Origin of the sequence: Kribbella sp. NPDC058245, from assembly GCF_042882005.1 — a bacterium.
Classification (GTDB): domain Bacteria; phylum Actinomycetota; class Actinomycetes; order Propionibacteriales; family Kribbellaceae; genus Kribbella.
On record NZ_JBHVWY010000009.1, the window covers coordinates 256,694 to 274,391 of the forward strand.

16 protein-coding genes are annotated in these 17,698 nt (G+C 68.3%); 5 read left to right on the forward strand and 11 right to left on the reverse strand.

From position 1 onward, the window contains the following. Positions 1 to 8: 8 nt before the first annotated feature. The 6 genes from ACFVWG_RS22590 to ACFVWG_RS22615 form a co-directional block, all read right to left on the reverse strand. Positions 9 to 770: a YebC/PmpR family DNA-binding transcriptional regulator gene (locus ACFVWG_RS22590; protein ID WP_391545330.1), complete on the reverse strand. Its 762-nt coding sequence runs from the start codon at positions 768 to 770 to the stop codon at positions 9 to 11. Between the two features lie 48 nt (positions 771 to 818). Beyond that, positions 819 to 1,418, reverse strand: a complete 600-nt coding sequence (pdxT, locus tag ACFVWG_RS22595; RefSeq protein WP_391545331.1) for a pyridoxal 5'-phosphate synthase glutaminase subunit PdxT — start codon at positions 1,416 to 1,418, stop codon at positions 819 to 821. Further along, a complete protein-coding gene (locus ACFVWG_RS22600) occupies positions 1,415 to 1,987 on the reverse strand; it encodes a DUF6891 domain-containing protein (RefSeq protein WP_391545332.1) in 573 nt (190 codons plus the stop codon). Before ACFVWG_RS22600 ends, pdxT begins: the two co-directional genes overlap by 4 nt. 20 nt (positions 1,988 to 2,007) lie before the next feature. Then, positions 2,008 to 4,500, reverse strand: coding sequence for an ATP-dependent helicase HrpB (gene hrpB, locus ACFVWG_RS22605; protein ID WP_391545333.1), 2,493 nt, complete (start codon positions 4,498 to 4,500; stop codon positions 2,008 to 2,010). Continuing rightward, positions 4,487 to 5,743 carry an MFS transporter gene (locus ACFVWG_RS22610; RefSeq protein WP_391545334.1) on the reverse strand — a complete coding sequence of 419 codons (1,257 nt, stop codon included), beginning with the start codon at positions 5,741 to 5,743 and terminating at the stop codon, positions 4,487 to 4,489. Before ACFVWG_RS22610 ends, hrpB begins: the two co-directional genes overlap by 14 nt. 70 nt (positions 5,744 to 5,813) lie before the next feature. Next, positions 5,814 to 6,143, reverse strand: a complete 330-nt coding sequence (locus ACFVWG_RS22615) for a hypothetical protein (RefSeq protein ID WP_391545408.1) — start codon at positions 6,141 to 6,143, stop codon at positions 5,814 to 5,816. Here ACFVWG_RS22615 and ACFVWG_RS22620 point away from each other — a divergent pair. Beyond that, the gene (locus ACFVWG_RS22620; protein ID WP_391545335.1) at positions 6,057 to 6,677 is read left to right on the forward strand and encodes a dihydroxyacetone kinase subunit DhaK; all 621 of its coding nucleotides are present in this window, start codon (positions 6,057 to 6,059) and stop codon (positions 6,675 to 6,677) included. The two genes, ACFVWG_RS22615 and ACFVWG_RS22620, sit on opposite strands and share 87 nt — an antisense overlap. Before the next feature lie 63 nt (positions 6,678 to 6,740). Here the strand turns inward: ACFVWG_RS22620 and ACFVWG_RS22625 are convergent, their stop codons facing one another. Beyond that, positions 6,741 to 8,003 carry an ATP-binding protein gene (locus ACFVWG_RS22625; protein ID WP_391545336.1) on the reverse strand — a complete coding sequence of 421 codons (1,263 nt, stop codon included), beginning with the start codon at positions 8,001 to 8,003 and terminating at the stop codon, positions 6,741 to 6,743. A gap of 596 nt (positions 8,004 to 8,599) precedes the next feature. Between ACFVWG_RS22625 and ACFVWG_RS22630 the strand changes: the two genes are divergently transcribed. From ACFVWG_RS22630 to ACFVWG_RS22640, 3 genes are all read left to right on the forward strand, one after another. Next, positions 8,600 to 8,911, forward strand: coding sequence for a hypothetical protein (locus ACFVWG_RS22630; RefSeq protein WP_391545337.1), 312 nt, complete (start codon positions 8,600 to 8,602; stop codon positions 8,909 to 8,911). Between the two features lie 286 nt (positions 8,912 to 9,197). Then, positions 9,198 to 9,617, forward strand: coding sequence for a hypothetical protein (locus ACFVWG_RS22635; RefSeq protein WP_391545338.1), 420 nt, complete (start codon positions 9,198 to 9,200; stop codon positions 9,615 to 9,617). Beyond that, on the forward strand, positions 9,544 to 11,376 hold the full coding sequence (locus ACFVWG_RS22640) for a 2OG-Fe(II) oxygenase (RefSeq protein WP_391545339.1): 1,833 nt from the start codon (positions 9,544 to 9,546) through the stop codon (positions 11,374 to 11,376). The genes ACFVWG_RS22635 and ACFVWG_RS22640 overlap by 74 nt, the downstream gene beginning before the upstream one ends. Before the next feature lie 293 nt (positions 11,377 to 11,669). On the opposite strand, the gene pdxS is transcribed toward ACFVWG_RS22640, so the two are convergent. Next, positions 11,670 to 12,560, reverse strand: coding sequence for a pyridoxal 5'-phosphate synthase lyase subunit PdxS (gene pdxS, locus ACFVWG_RS22645; protein WP_391545340.1), 891 nt, complete (start codon positions 12,558 to 12,560; stop codon positions 11,670 to 11,672). 73 nt (positions 12,561 to 12,633) lie between these two features. Next, entirely contained in the window at positions 12,634 to 13,989 is a 1,356-nt protein-coding gene (locus ACFVWG_RS22650; protein WP_391545341.1) for a PLP-dependent aminotransferase family protein, read from the reverse strand. A gap of 572 nt (positions 13,990 to 14,561) precedes the next feature. On the opposite strand from ACFVWG_RS22650, the gene ACFVWG_RS22655 reads away from it, so the two are divergent. After that, positions 14,562 to 16,217, forward strand: a complete 1,656-nt coding sequence (locus ACFVWG_RS22655) for a bifunctional 3'-5' exonuclease/DNA polymerase (protein WP_391545342.1) — start codon at positions 14,562 to 14,564, stop codon at positions 16,215 to 16,217. On the opposite strand, the gene ACFVWG_RS22660 is transcribed toward ACFVWG_RS22655, so the two are convergent. Together ACFVWG_RS22660 and ACFVWG_RS22665 are read right to left on the reverse strand one after the other, a co-directional pair. Continuing rightward, positions 16,199 to 17,149 (reverse strand): RNA polymerase subunit sigma-70, encoded by a 951-nt coding sequence (locus ACFVWG_RS22660; RefSeq protein ID WP_391545343.1) that lies wholly within the window; start codon positions 17,147 to 17,149, stop codon positions 16,199 to 16,201. The genes ACFVWG_RS22655 and ACFVWG_RS22660 overlap by 19 nt on opposite strands. Further along, entirely contained in the window at positions 17,146 to 17,631 is a 486-nt protein-coding gene (locus ACFVWG_RS22665; protein WP_391545344.1) for a hypothetical protein, read from the reverse strand. Before ACFVWG_RS22665 ends, ACFVWG_RS22660 begins: the two co-directional genes overlap by 4 nt. Positions 17,632 to 17,698 lie beyond the last annotated feature (67 nt).

A 17,698-nucleotide genomic window follows, 5' to 3' on the forward strand; every position in this document is an offset into this window, starting at 1 on the left:
GGGGCCGCCTACCCGACTTCGGCCATGACCTCGTCGGAGACGTCGAAGTTCGCGTAGACGTTCTGGACGTCGTCGCTGTCCTCGAGGGCGTCGATCAGGCGGAAGATCTTGTTCGCGCCCTCGGCGTCGAGCTCGACCGTCATCGACGGGACGAAGGAGGCGTCGGCCGACTCGTAGTCGATGCCGGCGTCCTGCAGCGCGGTCCGGACCTTGACCAGGTCGCTCGCCTCACTGATCACCTCGAAGGACTCGCCGAGGTCGTTGACCTCGTCGGCGCCGGCCTCGAGGACGGCCTCCATCACGTCGTCCTCGGAGTAGGTCTTGCCCTCCTGCTCCTTGCCGACCACGATGACGCCCTTGCGGTGGAACAGGTAGGCGACGCTGTTCGGATCGGCGAGCGAGCCGCCGTTGCGGGTCATCGCGGTCCGGACGTCGGCCGCGGCGCGGTTGCGGTTGTCGGTCAGGCACTCGATCAGCATCGCGACACCGTTCGGGCCGTAGCCCTCGTAGGTGATCGCCTGCCAGTCCGCACCGCCCGCCTCGGCGCCGGAACCACGCTTGACCGCCCGGTCGATGTTGTCGTTCGGGACCGAGGACTTCTTCGCCTTCTGGACCGCGTCGTACAGGGTCGGGTTACCCGCGAGGTCGCCGCCGCCCGAGCGGGCGGCCACCTCGATGTTCTTGATCAGCTTCGCGAAGAGCTTGGCGCGCCTCGAGTCGATGACCGCTTTCTTGTGCTTCGTGGTGGCCCATTTGGAGTGGCCTGACATCGCGAACCCAACCCTTCTACCGCCGAACAGCCTGATCGCCGAACAAACCTAGAGCTCGCGGACCAGCTCGGCGAAGTAGCCGTGCAGCCTGGCGTCCCCGGTCATCTCCGGATGGAAGGACGTGGCCAGCAACCGATCGTGGCGAACCGCCACGATCCTACCCAAGGCGGGGCCCGAGCTCACCGTCGACAGTACCTCCACGTCCGGACCCGCCCGTTCGACCCAGGGTGCCCGGATGAACACGGCGTGGTACGGCGTGTCGAACGCCGCGAACTCCAGATCCGCCTCGAACGAGTCCACCTGCCGCCCGAACGCGTTCCGCCGGACCGTCACGTCGAGCCCGCCGAGCGTCTCCTGGTCGGTGATCCCGCCGGTGATCTCGTTCGCGAGCAGGATCATCCCGGCGCACGTCCCGAAGGCCGGCATCCCGTCCGCGATCCGCTTCTGCAGCGGCTCGAACAGCTCGAACGACCGCGCCAGCTTGTCCATGGTGGTCGACTCACCACCCGGCAGCACCATCGCGTCCACCTGCTCCAGCTCGGACGGTCGCCGTACCGGCCGTGCCTCGACGCCGACCTGCTGCAGCATCTCCAGGTGCTCGCGCACATTGCCCTGCAGCGCGAACACCCCGATCACGGGCTTGCTCACAGCGACACCCGCCGCTGCCAGTCCAGAGTGACCTCGATGCGCCCCTCGTCGAAGGTGGCGGGGAGGTCGCGCTCATTGAGCAGTGCGAGCACGTCCTCCAGCAACGGCTCCCCCGGCGCCACATTGGCGGTGTCCGGGTGCCAGACCTTCAGCTCGAGCATGCCGAAGTCCACTGCGTGCCAGACGTCGGTGTCGGTGAAGAACACCAGTCCCAGCGGCCCATCTGCCGCTTCCAGCGCCTGCCGAGCCTCATGGTGGTCGGACGTGTAGCGGACGACCACGAGCCCCAGTGCCTCCAGCTCAGCCAGTACGGCGTCCAGCCGGTCGGGGTCAGTCACCTCCGGCCAGCTCTTGGCGTTCTCGGTCACGTCGATGACCGCTTCACCGATCAGCAGCGGCACCAGCGTGGACGCGTCCATCGCCGGAGCGTCCTCCTGGACCGCCTCGGTCAGCGCAGCGGTGATCGCCGCATGGTCGGCGTACCCGGACCGCACCAGCACACGAGCCAAACCACGCAGCTCCCGCGCAGTCCGCTCGTCAACCGCCAGAAGCCCCTCAGAAGTGCTCACAAGCCTCAGGTTATCTCGCCTCACTGGCGGGGCTTCACTCTCTTGGTCGGTACGGCGGTGAGCGGATCCTCCGGCCACGGGTGGCGGGGGTAGCGGGCTCTCAGGTCAGCTCGGACCTGTGGATAGCCCTGCTTCCAGAACGAAGCCAGGTCGCTGGTGATGGCGACGGGACGCCGTGCGGGCGACAGCAGGTGCAGTACGACGGGGACACGGCCGTCCGCGACAGCTGGAGTGGCAGTCCAGCCGAACACCTCCTGCAGCTTCACTGCGAGGACAGGCGGCTCGACACCGTCGTACGCGAGACGCACTTCGGAGCCGGACGGGACCTTCAGCCGCTCCGGTGCGAGCTCACTGAACCGGGTGGCTGCGGGCCAGGGCAGTAGTCGCCGGAGCGCCGCAGCCACGTCGATGTGGGCCAAGTCGCGCGCACCGCGGACGGAGGCGAGCTCAGTACCCAGCCAGTCGTCGAGACCGGCCAGCAGCGCGTCGTCGTCAACCGCGGGCCACGGGTCTCCCAGGTGGGCGTGGCAGAACGCGAGCCGCTCCCGCAAGGCGACGGCAGCCTCAGACCAGCGCAGTACAGACAGACCGCTACGCCGGATGCCGTCACGGACAGCGGCTTGCACGAGCAGCCGGTCGGGCTTGGCCAGCGGTACGTCGTTCAGCACGATCGCACCGAGTGCCTCGACGCGTCGCGTCACCACCCGGCCGTCTTCCCAGCGAATCTGGTCAGTAGTCGACACGAGGTCGCCCGCGATGTCTCGCGCGGTCTGCTCATCAATCGGCGCCGCGGAACGGATCCTGGCGTCGGCGCGACCCGGTGCACGATCAGCAACCGCGATCGCCAGCCAGGGCGTGGTCCGCAACGGTGACTGCGGATCCAGCGCTGCACCGGTACCGCCAGACATCTGGTACGTCGTTGAGTCGGCCGCACGAGCCCTCGCGATCCGATCCGGATACGCCAGCCCCACAACGATCCCCGCCGCCAGATCATCCGGTACGACGCCCGCCGGGCCACCGGCCGTCGTACCGCGGCTGAGGCGTTTTGTTTCCTCTCGCCAACGGGAGGTCGCGCCGCGGTCATCGCCACGGCGAAGGGATCGCCAGCGCGCCGGAAGGTCATCACCGAAGTCGCGACCGGAGTCATCCGAGAGCATGGCAACGATCTCGCGTGCGCGGTCGGCGCCAACCCGCGGCGTCCCGTCGAGCAACGCACGAGCCAACCGGGGATGCGCCCCGATCGCCGCCATCCGACGTCCCCGCTCGGTAATCCGGCCTGCGTCGTCAACCGCATCAAGGCGGCGCAGCAGCTCGGTGGCTGCGTTCATCGCCACCACCGGCGGCGACTCGAGCAACGCCAGCCCGTCGCCAGCCGGCGCACCCCAGGCCGCGAGGTCGAGGGCGAAGGCGGCCAGATCGGCGATCGCGATCTCCGGCGCCGGATGATCGTCCAGATGCGCGTGGTCGGTGGCAGACCAGCACCGATAGACCCGGCCCGGCGCCTCCCGCCCAGCCCGGCCGGCCCGCTGATCGGCCGACGACTTCGAAACCCGGCAGGTCACCAGAGCACCAAGGCCGCGCGACTGATCGGTCCGTGGTTCCCGGGCCAGCCCCGAGTCGACCACCACTCGGACCCCAGGCACCGTCAGCGAACTCTCGGCCACCGAGGTCGTGACCACAATCCGCCGAGTCCCACCCGCCGCCAGCGCACGCTCCTGTTCAGCCCGAGACTGGCGCCCGAACAACGGCAGTACGTTCTCCCCGGCCAACCGCCGAGTCACCCCGTTGATCTCGGCCTCCCCCGGCACGAACACGAGGACGTCGCCCTCGTTCTCAGCCAGCGCCCGCCGTACGACGGCAGCGACGTGATCGAGCAGCCGCGGATCAACTCGCCCACCAGGCAGCAGCGGCACCGGGACCGGCGGTGGCGCCCACTCGATCGCCACGTCGAACAGCGCCGCCGACGCAGTGATCACGGGTGCCGCGCCCAACGCCCGACTCAACCTGACTGTGTCCGGCGTGGCCGAGGTCGCCACGATCGCCAGGTCCTCCCGGAGGTTCGCCCGGATATCGAGGCAGAACGCCAGCAACAGATCCGCATCAAGGTGCCGCTCATGACACTCGTCGATCACGATCGCGGCGACACCCGGCAACTCCGGGTTCTGCTGCAAACGCCGTACCAGCAGACCTGTCGTCACCACCTCGACCCGAAGCCCCTGGCCACCGCTCCGCTCACCGCGCATCGCGTAACCGACCCGCTGCCCCAACGGCTCGCCCACCAGCATCGCCAACCGCGTCGCCGCCGCACGCGTCGCCATCCTGCGCGGCTCCGCGACGATGATCGTGCCCCCGAGCGCATCACCCAACGCCAGCGGCAACAGCGACGTCTTCCCCGATCCCGGCGGCGCCACCAGCACCGCCGTACCGTGCGAACGCACCGCCTCAACCGTGGCAGGCAGCACGGCCCGCACAGGCAGATCCGCACCCGGTACCGACACCTCAGGCAACAACACGCCCCGACGCTAGCCGATCCTGGTCAGTGGCGACTGAGGTCTCGCGTCCGGCGAGCAGCAGGAAGGGCAGGGCGAGCAGCTGGATTGCGGCACCGAGCAGGTACGACGGGCCGTAGCCCCAGACGTCGGCCGCCTTGCCGAGCGTGGGCTGGATGGCCACGCCGCCCGTCGAGGACAGCAGGTTGTCCGACGACAGCACAGTCGCCCGCTGCGCTGAGGGGATCAGGTCGTTGAGGTACGCCTGCCGCACCGGTCCGGTCGTCGCAGAGATGACGGCCCAGACAGTCAGCACGAGCAAGACCGTCCAGAAGGTGTGGGCGATCCCCATGAGCACCAAGACGATCGTCATACCGATCGAAGTGGCGAGCAGCATCGAGGTACGTCGTCCGAAGGCCCGCCCAACCGTGGTCGCGGCCACCCCACCGATGATCTGCGCGCCGGCGACCAGGGCGGCTGCCAGGCCGGAGACCACATAGGACCGGGCGTCGCCGTACAGCTGCAGGAGGTACGGCTGGGCCGCGTAGAAGCCGTAGCCGGTCACACCTGCGGCGAAGGGCGCGGCCAGCATGACCCAGCGCACGGCCGGTCTGCGCAGTCCGTGATCCATCGAGGCCTGGAGGATGCCGCCCATCTCCGCCATGACCGACGCTCGTGGCTTGGGCGTGAAGCCGACATCACGCATCGCCCGCCACGCCACACCGAAGGCGGCCGCGAGGAGCGCTGCGCGAGCGACGTACGGGGCTCCGAGGTTGGTGCTCTGCGCCAGCACACCACCGGCGATCGTTCCACCCATCATCGCGACACCATTAGCGATCTGGCCCTTGGCGAACGCGGACTCCAGCGATCCGGTGTAGCCGGTCGCCTTCAGCCCATCCACCAGCCAGGCTTCAGTAGCTCCGCTGAAGAACGTGAACCCGAGTCCGAGCAGCATCGAGACCACAGCCCACGCCGCGAACGGCGCACGCTGCTCCCACAGCAGCAGGTAGAGCAGTGTGGACCCGAAGAGTGTCACGGTACCCAGCAGGTACGACGCCCGCCGGCCGACCGTGTCCGCGACCACACCGGTCGGCACCTCGAACAACACCATGCCCACCGTGAAGAACGCGTTCGCCGCAAAGGCCTTGCCGACACTCAGCCCGGCATCGAGCAGGAACAGCGTGTTGACTCCCCAGATCATCGACGAGGCACCGGTCGACACCACCGTCAGTACGACGTACGTCCGCAACAGCCGATCCGATCGCATCCCGAACTCCTCCGCCAACCGTGTTTGGCAGTGACGTCGGAGCTCGTTCGGCTTTCTCGACCTCGCCGATTCACCCTGTGGGCATGCCGATCTGATCCTGCTCGAGCTGGGCGCGCAGCAGCGCCAGCACCTTCGCAGCGGCCGAAATCTGGCCGGCGGTGAGGACGTCCGCAATCAGCTCCGCGGTCCGTTCGGTGAAGGTGGCCTCCGCCGCGTCTACCAGCCGGAGGCCGTCGGCGGTCAGGTCCAGCAGTGACGAGCGCCGGTCCGCAGGGTTGGGGGAACGGCGCGCACCGAAGGCCTCGAGGTCGAGATGATCGTCGTGGCTGACGACGCCGCCCTGGCTGCAGACGGGGACAATGCCGGTCGGCGGGGCCTCGCCGGAACCGTTCTCGTCCACAAGGTCGCCGGAGCCGCCGCCGAGGCGGGCCTACCCCTTGGCGCGGTCAAACAGGAGGCGATCACGACAGCGGAGTCGATCGCGACGATGGGCGTGGCCGACGAGGTCATCGACATACTGCTCACCCGGCTCGTCGCCGACCGCGGCATCAGCGCCGGTGATCGCGTCGTTCTGCTGGTGAACAACCTGGGTGGTACGCCGACGATGGAGCTCGCCATCATCGCCCGGCGAGCCGTCACTTTCCTGGCCGAGCAGGGGATCACACTCGAGCGCGCCTGGGTCGGAAGCTTCCTGACCGCTCTGGAGATGGCGGGTTGTTCGTTGTCCCTCGCACGGGTCGACGACCACCTGCTGGCGCGCCTTGACGCACCCACCGAAACAATGGCATGGCCCGCTTCGCATGTCGGCCGCGTCGTACGCGAGCTCCCGGCCCCGCGGCGCGACCACGAGGTCGTTGCCGTGAACACCGTCCCGCTCGCCGAGAACTCCTTGCTGTGGCACGCCGTCGAGGCTGGGGGATCTCGTCGACGTTGATGCCATGGTCCAAGATTGTTGATTCCCGTAACCGCGCACACCTGGGATCGTCAAGGAATCCAGTCAGAGCTCCCACAAGGAGGCGATGGGCAACCCGACGAGGTTCGCGCCGAACCGCACGCCCTGGTCCGCGGTGCCTAGCACAATGCCGCCCAGGAACCTGTCGCCCAGACGCTCGGCAAGCCGCTGAAGACCACGGAAATGCTCGGGCTTGTAGGTCTGCTTCGCTTTCACCTCGAGACCAAGGACCCGGCCGTCGTCGAGCTCAAGGACAACGTCCACCTCAACGCCCGACGACTCACGGTAGTGGAAGACTGAGAACCGGGTGTCGCTCCAGGTCTGCTGCTTGCGCAGCTCGGAGACCACGAGACCTTCCAGCAGTGGCCCCAGCAGCTCGCCACCGCCGACGAGTGCCGCAGCACGGGCGGGTGTCACACCCGAGAGGTGCATCGCGAGCGCCGAGTCACTGATGAGTCCCTTGGCCTTGCGGGCCTGGCGGGTCGTGAGGTTTCCCGTCCACGGTCGAATTCTCTCGACGAGGTACAACGTCTCGACGAGGTCGAGATAGGCAGTCACGGTGGTCTCGGGGATATCGGCGTCGCGCGCCAGGCGGGCGCGGACCACCTCACCGGCTTGATTCGCTGCGACCAGGCGCAGGAGGGTCGCCAGGCGGTTGCCGTCGACGAGACGCCGGACATCGCGAGCGTCGCGCTGGACGATGCGGTCCACGTACCCATCGAACCAGGCCGCACGCAGTCGCGGCGACCGCCGAAAGACCTCCGGATACCCGCCTGCTGCGAGGAGGTTCGCGTAGTCCTCACGCGAGACCTTCGAGCGGACCTCGAAGGGATCCACGCCGGCAAGGAAGCGGGTCACGAAGTCGTCGAGGCGACCGTTGAGCTCTCCCTGGCTCAAGGTCCGCAGCGGCAGCGTGACGGCGCGGCCTGCGAGGGAGTCGGGCGTCCGTTCGAGCCGTAGCAGATCGGCCGACCCGGTGAGGAGAAACCTGCCCGGGGAGCGGTGCCGGTCGATGGACGCCTTGATCGGCAGCAGCAACTCGGGGGCGCGCTGGATCTCGTCGATGACGAGCATCCCGTCGGGGAGCTGGTTCACGAAAGCCTGCGGGTCGTTCTGCGCGGCGGCCCGCTGCACGTCGTCGTCCAGGGTGAGGTAGCGCGCCGGGCGTTCCGAGCTCTCGACGAGCATCGCAGCGAGCGTGCTCTTACCAACTTGTCGCGCTCCCTCGATGACGAGGGCAGGGAAGGAGCCAACGAGCTCCTTCGCCCACGGGAGGGCATGGCGGGAGAGAACGTCGTTCGAGGTCACAGCACTATGACACCTCGTAAGTGGCCGTTCTGCAAGCACAAACCCGCTGTTCTGCAGGATCCAAGTCGCTGTTCTGCAACACCGCGGTCGCTGATTCTGCACGATGCGGATCGCAGTCGTCAGCGCTCAATCCACCAGCCCTCCTGCGCTCGAGAGCAGTACCCAGTCAACACAAGGCCGCCGGATCACACGGATGAGGTGGCATCGGCTGTGGTCATCGGCGACCTATCGGATCTGCCTGCCCAGCTCCGGGGCCAGACCACGGCACCTGGCGCTGCCGATCCCGATGCCGTGGTCCAAGATTGTTACGCCCTGATCGACCAGCCGCCAATACTGGCGACATCAACAGCCCTGCACCCGATTCACGCTGGACTATGAGGCAAACGAAACGAGGTCCGGTCGACTACCAACCGGGTTCCGCCAAGCGGTGCGGGACTGGGATTTCGTCGACGTTGATGCCACAGGCCCGTCATGTGACACGGTCGCGCGCATGGTCGTCCGGAACGCCCGAGCTTGCGCCGGGCCGCACCGCGGCAGCGGCTTGGGATCTGCAGCGTCCCGGTCGGGCTGCTCCGGGCAAGGTAGCGTTGTTTTTCGTGAGTACGAAGGCCGAGCGGCGAGCTGCACGCCAGCAGGTCGCCACCTATCACGAGGCACAGTTGGCGGCGCTGGTCCAGCGGGTCGCTGAAGCGGTCGATCGGCACCGCGCCGGTGAACTGGACGCCTTCGAAGTCGACGAGGTGATCTTCCAGTACCAGCGCGCGGCACGGCAGCTGTGGACGTTCTGCCAGACAACCGGCGCCCAAGCGGAGTTCGCCGCACACATCATTCAGCGCATGTCCCACGACGGCGGGGGTGACGAGCCCATCGACTGGTGGGAACGTGGCCAGGCGCACCGCCGCCGATGAGAGAGGGCTTCCCCGACCGGGATGCACGCGATCGCGTCCGCGACGCCGCTGGCGGCGATCAGCAAGGCGGCCGCCCTGGTCTCGACCTTGATGTCGGGCACCCAGCGCGTGCCCGAGTTTCTGCGCTGAGCCCTCTTCGGCATCCGAGTCAGCCGCCGGTACAGTCTGGCTGCGCACGAAAGGCAACGAGCCCGCAAGGGGATGCATGGTGACCTCGGCACGTGAACGGCTGTCGGGACTGCTTCGCGGTTGCGAACGGACTGGGTCATTCAGCGCTGAACTGCTGATGCCGGCGCAACTGGTCCAGCTTGAAGTCGCTGGCGTCGGGATGGTGAATTTTCCGGTCCGCGCGCCGCTGGCGAAGAAGCTGATCGCGGTGGCGCGCCCAGCGAAGTTCGGGCGAGGCGAGGAGACGCTGACAGACACCAGCGTCCGCGATACCTGGGAACTCACGCCAGATCAGCTCACGCTCGGCCCCGACTGGATGGCCATGCTGGACCGCGCGCTGGAGCATTTCCGCGACGAGCTCGGGCTCCCGCGGACGGCGCGGCTGCGGGCCGAGCCGCACTCGATGCTGGTCTACGGCAAAGGACCGTCCTTCTCCCCACCAAGACTCGGAGAAGGACGACACCATGGTGGGCACACTGGTGGTGTCACTGCCCTCGGCACACACCGGCGGGGAACTGGTCATCGACCATGCCGGTGAGGTCAAGACCTACCGTGCCTCGAAGAAAGAGCTGACGCTCGTCGCGTTCTACTCAGACTGCCGACACGAGGTCAAGCCGGTCAGGTCCGGGTACCGGACCACGCTCACGTTCAACCTGCTGGCCACCGCGGATGCCCCGGCTCCGAAAGCTGGGACCGCTGCCGAGTTGGCGCACTGCCTGAGCGAGCACTTCACCACGCCGGCCACCGCCCGCTACACCAGCCGCGATCTCGGAACACCGAACCGGCTGGTCTTCCTGCTCGACCACGAGTACACCCAGCGAGGCCTGAGCTGGCCGCGGCTGAAGGGCGCCGACGCGGAACGGGCTGCACTGCTACGTGCCGCCGCGGAAGAGGCCGGGTGTGACGCGGTGCTTGCGCTCGCGGAGGTGCAGGAGACCTGGGACACCGCGCCGTCCAGCAGCGAGCCTTGGGGCTACGACTATAACGACGACGAGGAGTACGAGGACCCAGGTGACTATCAGCTCAATGAACTGATAGAGGACGAAATCACCCTGGGCTGGTGGACCGGCCCGGACGGCCGCGGCGGCGAGCCGATCTCGCTGTACGTTCCCGGCCACGAGGTGTGTGCCAGTACCCCGAGCGCGGCACTGGAGCCCTACCGATCCGAGTACGAGGGCTACATGGGCAACTACGGCAACACGCTGGATCGATGGTATCGGCGCGCCGCAGTCGTCATCTGGCCGCGGGACCGGGCGTTCGCCGCACGCGCCGAGGCCGGATCGCAGTGGGCGCTTCACGAGCTCCGCGACCGCATCGAGGCGGGAGAATTGGAGAACGCGCGTCTCGCGGCGGATTCGCTCGCACCGTTCTGGAGAGGGACCACGTCGCAGCCGGGACTGCTCGGTCTAGCGCTGGACGTGGCGGTTGGCCTCGACGTTGCTGGGACAGCGGCGATGCTGCTGGAGCCGTTCCGGATAGAGACCCTCACGCAGGAACACGCGGGCAAGATTGCCGCGGCGGCCGGGCGGTACGGCGAGCAGTGGACGCGGGGCATCATCGACGGGTGGTTCGAACCGAGACACCACCACGGAGCCGACCGATGCGAGTCGACCGACCGGCTGCCAGGACTATGCGACGCGCTGGATTCCGCCGGTACGCCGGAAGTGGCGCGGCTGCTGACCGCCAAGACCTGGCACTGGATGGACAGCCAGCTTCGGTCCTGGACCACCACCGCTCGCAGCGAAGTCCGCCAGCCGCAACTGGAGATGCTCAGCACGCCACTGACCCGGCTGCTCGATGCGGCGTCAGGCACGTCGCGCGATGCGATCACCGCAGCGCTACGCCAGTACGACGACGCCGTACTGGCGTGTCTGATGCCAGCACTGCGTTCGGCGCTCCCGCACCGACCGGCGTGGCTCGACGCGGTCGCCCGGGACTGCGCGCAGCGGCTCGGCGCGATCATCGCAACGCCGCCACGAGACGCCGACGACTGGTCGATCGACTGGACCGGGTGCCAGTGCGACATCTGCGACACGCTGGGCACGTTCCTCCGATCCCGGTCAGATCGGACCTTCGACTGGCCCCTCGCAAAAGACGGGCGCCGACACGTCCACAGCCACATCGACACGGCCGCACTCCCAGTGCGGCACCAATCCCGACGCCAGGGCCGGCCGTACAGTCTCGTGCTGACCAAAACCGACGAACTGTTCACGCGCGCCGAGAACGCGCGGCAGGAAGCGGTGACCGACCTGGCATGGCTGACATCGGCATGGGATGGAGCGTCGACGCACACCTGAGCGGTCGGCCGTCGTTCTGCCGCTACAAGTGCTGGCTGTTTGCCGCATCACCGCTGGTCGTTCTGCCAGCAGCCTCCGAAGCAACACGTGCGCCCGGCTGACATCTGCCGCCGGCCCGTCGGATCCACCTGCCCGACTCCGGGGCGAGACCACGGCATCTGAACCCTGTCGATCCCCATGCCGTGGTCCAAAACCATTACGCCCTGATCGACCAGCCGCCAGTACCGGCGAGATCAACAGCCCACACCCGATTGACGCTGGAATATGAGGCAACCGGGATGAGGTCCGGTCGACTACCAGCCGCGCTCGGCGAGGCGGTGCGGCTGGGGGATCTCGTCGACGTTGATGCCGACCATGGCCTCACCGAGGCCGCGGGAGACCTTGGCGATCACGTCGGGGTCGTCGTAGAAGGTGGTGGCCTTCACGATCGCCTCGGCGCGCTGGGCCGGGTTGCCGGACTTGAAGATGCCGGAGCCGACGAAGACGCCTTCGGCGCCGAGCTGCATCATCATGGCGGCGTCGGCGGGGGTGGCGATGCCGCCGGCGGTGAACAGGACGACGGGGAGCTTGCCGAGGGCGGCGACCTCCTTGACCAGCTCGTACGGCGCCTGCAGTTCCTTGGCGGCGACGTACAGCTCGTCCTCGGGCAGGTTCTGCAGCTTGCGGAGCTCCTGGCGGATCTGGCGCATGTGGGTGGTGGCGTTGGAGACGTCACCGGTACCGGCCTCGCCCTTGGAGCGGATCATCGCCGCGCCCTCGGTGATCCGGCGCAGCGCCTCGCCCAGGTTGGTCGCGCCACAGACGAAGGGGACGGTGAAGTTCCACTTGTCGATGTGGTTGGCGTAGTCGGCCGGGGTGAGCACCTCGGACTCGTCGATATAGTCGACGCCGAGGCTCTGCAGCACCTGCGCCTCGACGAAGTGACCGATCCGGGCCTTGGCCATCACCGGGATCGACACGGTGTTGACGATGCTCTCGATCATGTCCGGGTCGCTCATCCGGGAGACGCCGCCCTGCGCGCGGATGTCGGCCGGAACGCGCTCCAGTGCCATCACGGCGACCGCACCGGCGTCCTCGGCGATCTTGGCCTGCTCGGCGGTGACGACGTCCATGATCACGCCGCCCTTGAGCATCTCCGCCATCCCGCGCTTGACCTTCGCGGTACCGGTCACGTTCTCAGTCACTGCATCCTCCTGGTCGTGGGGCTCGCTCACCAGGTTAGGTCGGATCCGGCACCGATCTTCAGTCCACCTTGATTCAAGTGGACTGAGCGAGCGCGTCGCCGAGCCGGGCGACGACCAGCCGGAGCGTGGCGGGCGGCGCGGTGAACGGGATCCGGATGTGCCGCCGATCGGTGCCGTCCGGCGTGAACAGGTCGCCTGAGCCCAGCAGGAGACCGTGTTCCCGCGCTGCGTCCAGCACCCGCCGAGCCCGTACGTCGGTCAGCTCCAGCCAGAGCGTCATGCCACCTGTCGGCGTGGCCCACGTCACGCCGTCCAGCGTCCGCAGTCCGGTCTCCAGCGCGTGCAGATTGGCGCGGAGGCGAGTACGGCGCCTGCTGATCACCTTGTCGAGCTTCTGCACGATCGCCTGGGCCAGCAGGTCGTCCAGCGCACTCGGCGACGCCACACTGAGCTGGGCGGCCGTGTTGATCCGCCGTCTGAGTTGTTTGCCGGTCCGGACCCAGCCGACTCGCAGTCCACCCCACACCGTCTTCGAGAGCGAGCCGACGCTCACGGTGCGTGGGTAGCGGCTCAACGGGTCGGCCTGCGCCCCACTGGCCAGCCACAGCGGTCGCATGGTCTCGTCGCTGATCAGTGCGGCGCCATAACGCCGGGCGATCTCGACAACCGTCGTACGGCGGTCTGCCGGGAGGCTGAGGCCAGTGGGGTTGTGGTTGTCAGCCTGCAGGTAGATGACCTTCGGCCGGTGCCGTCTGCACAGGTGTGCGAGCTGATCGGTGTCCCACACCCCAGCCGGCCACCCGGCCACGTCCAGCCGGTGTTTGCGGAGCAGATCGAAGGCAGCCGGGTACGTCGGGGTCTCGGTGATCGCTACACCCGGTCCGAGGTCCAGTCCGGCCAACGCGGCGTTCAGACCGGCCGCTGCGCCGACAGTGAGCGTGAGCTGGTCCGGGTCAGTCGGTACGCCCTCAGACGTCAGTCGCGCGGCGAGCGCCGTACGGAGCTCAAGAGAACCACCAGACGGCGGACCGTCACCACCCATGGCCTGCGGCAGGCTGTCCGCCACCATCTGAGCCGCAGCCTCGACCACATCATGGGGCGCTGCCGTCGTCGCGAACCGCAGGTCGAGCAGGGGCTGGTCCCCCGCACTCACAGTCGACGCGGGCGCGATCGGGTCGAGCAGGCGGTCAGTCGGCCGCACGTGTGTCCCGGAACCACGCTTCGTCTCCAGTACGCCGTCCGCCCGCAGATGGTCGAGAGCCCGGACCACCGTCACCCGACTGAGCCCGAGACGCTCGGCCAGCACCCGCTCCGACGGCAACCGCGAACCGATCGACAGATCACCACGTTCAATCCGCCGAAGCACCAACGCCTCGACCTGTTCGGTCTTGGTCCCGTCCGCCGGTTCCAGATCTCCCGCCCGCCACATAAGTCCAGTCTCCCACGATTGGCCTCACCCCCGACCTTGAGCACGGTTCAACCACCGAACCCGCCCGCAAACGGTTGAACGGTGCCCAAAGTCCCCACCGCGGGCCCACGCACCACCCCGACCACCTTGAGCACGGCTCAACCATCGTGAGGCGCCGCAAACGGTTGACCGGTGCACAAAGTCCCACCTCGAGCACGGCTCGACCACCGAGGCCGCCCGCAAACGGTTGAACGGTTGCCCAAAGTCCCCACCGCGACCCCCGTGCACCACTCCACTCCCCCCTCGCCCCGACCTTGAGCACGGCTCAACCATCGTGAGGCGCCGCAAACGGTTGACCGGTGCACAAAGTCCCCACCGCGACCCCACGCACCACCCCGACCACCTTGAGCACGGTTCAACCACCGAGCGCGCCCGCAGACGGTTGAACGGTGCTCAAGGTGTGGGTTGTGACGTTGTGCACCGCTCGACCACTTCGGCGACCTTGTGCACGGTTCAGTCGGGTTGGACGGTCGAAAACGGTTGGTGGGTGCTCAAGGTCGGATTGTGTCGGTGGGGGGTGTGAGGATCTACGTATGGACGAGAGGTGGGCGATTGCGCCGGAGGAGGGTGGCGGGGCGGTGCTCGTCGCTCTGCATCCGGACGGTCAGCCTGCCGGGCCGATCCTGCACGAGCCTGATCTCGCCGCTGCGGTCGGCTCGCGGCCGGAGGTGACGCGGTGGGTTTGGCGGGCGTCGGCCGAGATCTACCCGCGCCTGTTGGCCAGTGGCGTGCGGGTCGAGCGTTGCTACGACATCGAGAACAGTGAGGGGTTGCTGCTCGGTCACGCCGGCCGGCTCGGCGAACCGCGGTCGGCGGCGGCCGCGTGGGCCCGGATGACGGGGGCGCCGGTTCCACCCGATCCGCCGCTGCGCGCCGTCGTACCGGGTGAGCAGTCGTCGCTGTTCGAGATCCAGGAGGAGCCGATCGCCTTCGAGGCGCTGCTCCGGGTGTATGCCGATCAGCTCCGGCGGCACGGGGAGACCGAGTATCCGGACCGGATGCGATTGCTGACCGCGTCGGAGTCGTCCGGGATGCTGGTCGCCGCGGAGATGGATCGGGCCGGGCTGCCGTGGAGCGCTTCGGTGCATCGCGAGATGCTGGCTGAGCTGCTGGGCGAGCGGTTCGGCGGGACGGGTGAGCCGCGCCGGTTGACCGAGCTGGCTGAGCAGGTGTCCGCGGCGTTCGGTCGACGGGTCCGGCCCGACCTGCCGGTCGACGTACTGAAGGCGTTCAAGCAGGCCGGGTTCCAGCTGAAGAGCACACGCCGCTGGGAGCTGGAGACGATCGATCATCCGGCCGTCGAGCCCCTGATCGAGTACAAGAAGCTCTACCGGATCTACACGGCTAATGGGTGGTCCTGGCTCAACGACTGGGTGCACGACGGGCGGTTCCGGCCCGGGTTCGTACCGGGCGGCACGGTGTCGGGGCGCTGGATCACCAACGGTGGTGGCGGTCTGCAGATCCCGAAGGTGATCCGGCGCGCGGTGGTCGCCGATCCCGGCTGGAGTCTGGTCGTGGCCGATGCGTCGCAGCTCGAGCCGCGGATCCTCGCCGCGATCTCCCGCGACCGGGCGCTGATGGAGGTCGCGAGCGATCCGGGCGACCTCTACAAAGCGGTGTCGGACGCGGCCTTCTCCGGCGACCGCGCGACGGCCAAGATCGCCGTACTGGGCGCGATCTACGGGCAGACCTCCGGCGACGGGCTGAAGAACCTCGCCATGCTGCGCAAGCGATTCCCGCAAGCCGTCCAGTACGTCGACGATGCCGCCCGCGCGGGTGAAGAGGGCAAACTCGTGCGCACGTGGCTCGGCCGCACCTGCCCGCCGAGTGGTGCACCGCTCGACGCCGCGACGCTCGAAGGTCCGCCCGTCGACGAACCGCAGACCGACTCTCGGCACGCGAGAGCCCGCGGCCGCTTCACCCGGAACTTCGTCGTACAGGGCAGTGCGGCCGACTGGGCGTTGCTGATGCTCGCGGCGCTGCGGCAGGCGTTAGGTCCGTTGAAGGCCGAGCTCGTGTTCTTCCAGCACGACGAGGTCATCGTGCATTGCCCGGCTGACGAGGCGGAGGTCGTTGCTTCAGCCATCCAGGACGCGAGTGATCTCGCCGGCACGCTGACCTTTGGTCCGACGCCGACGCGGTTCGCGTTCAGCACCGCGACCGTGAAGACCTATGCGGAGGCCAAGTAGGGCGGCAGGTTGTGGGCGGTGAAGTCGGTGAGCTGGAACGCGGTCAGCTCGGCGATGAGCCCGTTCTCGACCCGGAAGACGTCCAGACCGAACGGGCGGAACGCGGTGTCGCCCGGCTCACGCAGGTAGGCGGCCAGGGTGGGCTGCCGGTTGACCGACGTGGGCAGGTAGCGCCACTGGCCCCGGTACGCCGGGTCCAGGTTCGCGACGATCGTGTGGCGCGCCACCTCGCGTCCTTCGAACCAGAACGGGTACGGCGGCATCGTGATCCGCACGTCCTCGTACATGAGCGCAGTGAGCGCATCCGGGTCGCCCGCCTCCCAGGCGTCGACGTACCTGCGCAGCAACGCCTGCTCTCCAGCCGTCGACGGTGTAGCGGCCCAGTCAGCCCGATGCGGTGGCAGGTGCGTCTTGAGGACCGGTCTGGCCCGTTGGAGCGCCGAGTTGACCGCAGCGGCAGTCAGGTCCATCACTGCGGCGGTCTCCTTGGCGGACCAGCCGAGTACGTCACGGAAGATCAGTACGGCGCGCTGCCGCGGCGGTAGGTGCTGGATCGCGATCAGGAACGCGAGTTCGATCGTCTCCCGCCGTACCAGCTGGGCGTCTGGCTCCTCGGCTCGGTCCAGCAAGACGTCGGGGTAAGGCTGCAGCCACGGGAGGTCGTCCCTGGCCGGCAGGGCCGCGGCCGGGAACGACGCGGGCTCGAGCTGGTAGGTCAGCACCCGGCGCGGCCGGCGTACGTCGTCGATGCAGAGGTTGGTCGCGATGCGGTAGAGCCAGGTGCGCAGGCTGGACTGGCCTCTGAAGGTGTCGCGGCCTCGCCAGGCGCGGAGGAAGGTCTCCTGGACCATGTCCTCAGCCTCGTCGTAGGAGCCGAGCAGGCGATAGCAGTGCACACGTAGCTCGTGCCGGTACTGCTCGAAGTCGGTCACCGGCCGTCCTCCAGCTCAATGGTGGACGGCATCGGTGCATGACCGGCCAACCGGAACCATTGCACCAGCCGCCGCTGACGGAGGTCTCGGGTCGAGACGACGACGTCGTTGTGGAAGCGGCGGGCCAGCTGCACGCGTCGCATCGCGAGCGCCAGTTCACCCGACCATGGCTCGACGGCGGTCCCCGTCGCGTTCACTGCTCGGGTCAGTGCGGACTCGCGTTGCTCGCGGTCCTCGGGTTCCGCCGTACGCGCCCTGTGTGCGGCGTCGAGGAGCAGCAGGGAGGACGCGGGGTCGAGCACGCCGGCGCCGGCCAGCTCCGCGACCAGTGCGGCTCGGCGGGCGAGCTCTGTCTCCAGCGCGGCCCGGGCGAGCTCGACGCGGTGGTGGAGCCGGTCCAGGCGGCCCGCGGTCCAGCTCGCGTAGGCGCTGAACAACAGCGCCATGACGGCGAGCGCGAGCAGTGCCGTGGTGACCTTCACTGCAACATTGGACCACCCCTTACGGAGCGCTCACGGTCCGGCCGAATCGCGTCATCGGCGACTCGGG

Bases quoted from the DNA above. Each gene is read 5' to 3' on its own strand.
- ACFVWG_RS22590 (WP_391545330.1), bottom strand. From the start codon at position 770: ATGTCAGGCCACTCCAAATGGGCCACCACGAAGCACAAGAAAGCGGTC.
- ACFVWG_RS22610 (WP_391545334.1), bottom strand. From the start codon at position 5,743: ATGCGATCGGATCGGCTGTTGCGGACGTACGTCGTACTGACGGTGGTG.
- ACFVWG_RS22620 (WP_391545335.1), top strand. From the start codon at position 6,057: ATGATCGTCGTGGCTGACGACGCCGCCCTGGCTGCAGACGGGGACAAT.
- ACFVWG_RS22635 (WP_391545338.1), top strand. From the start codon at position 9,198: ATGCCGGCGCAACTGGTCCAGCTTGAAGTCGCTGGCGTCGGGATGGTG.
- ACFVWG_RS22640 (WP_391545339.1), top strand. From the start codon at position 9,544: ATGGTGGGCACACTGGTGGTGTCACTGCCCTCGGCACACACCGGCGGG.
- ACFVWG_RS22650 (WP_391545341.1), bottom strand. From the start codon at position 13,989: ATGTGGCGGGCGGGAGATCTGGAACCGGCGGACGGGACCAAGACCGAA.
- ACFVWG_RS22655 (WP_391545342.1), top strand. From the start codon at position 14,562: ATGGACGAGAGGTGGGCGATTGCGCCGGAGGAGGGTGGCGGGGCGGTG.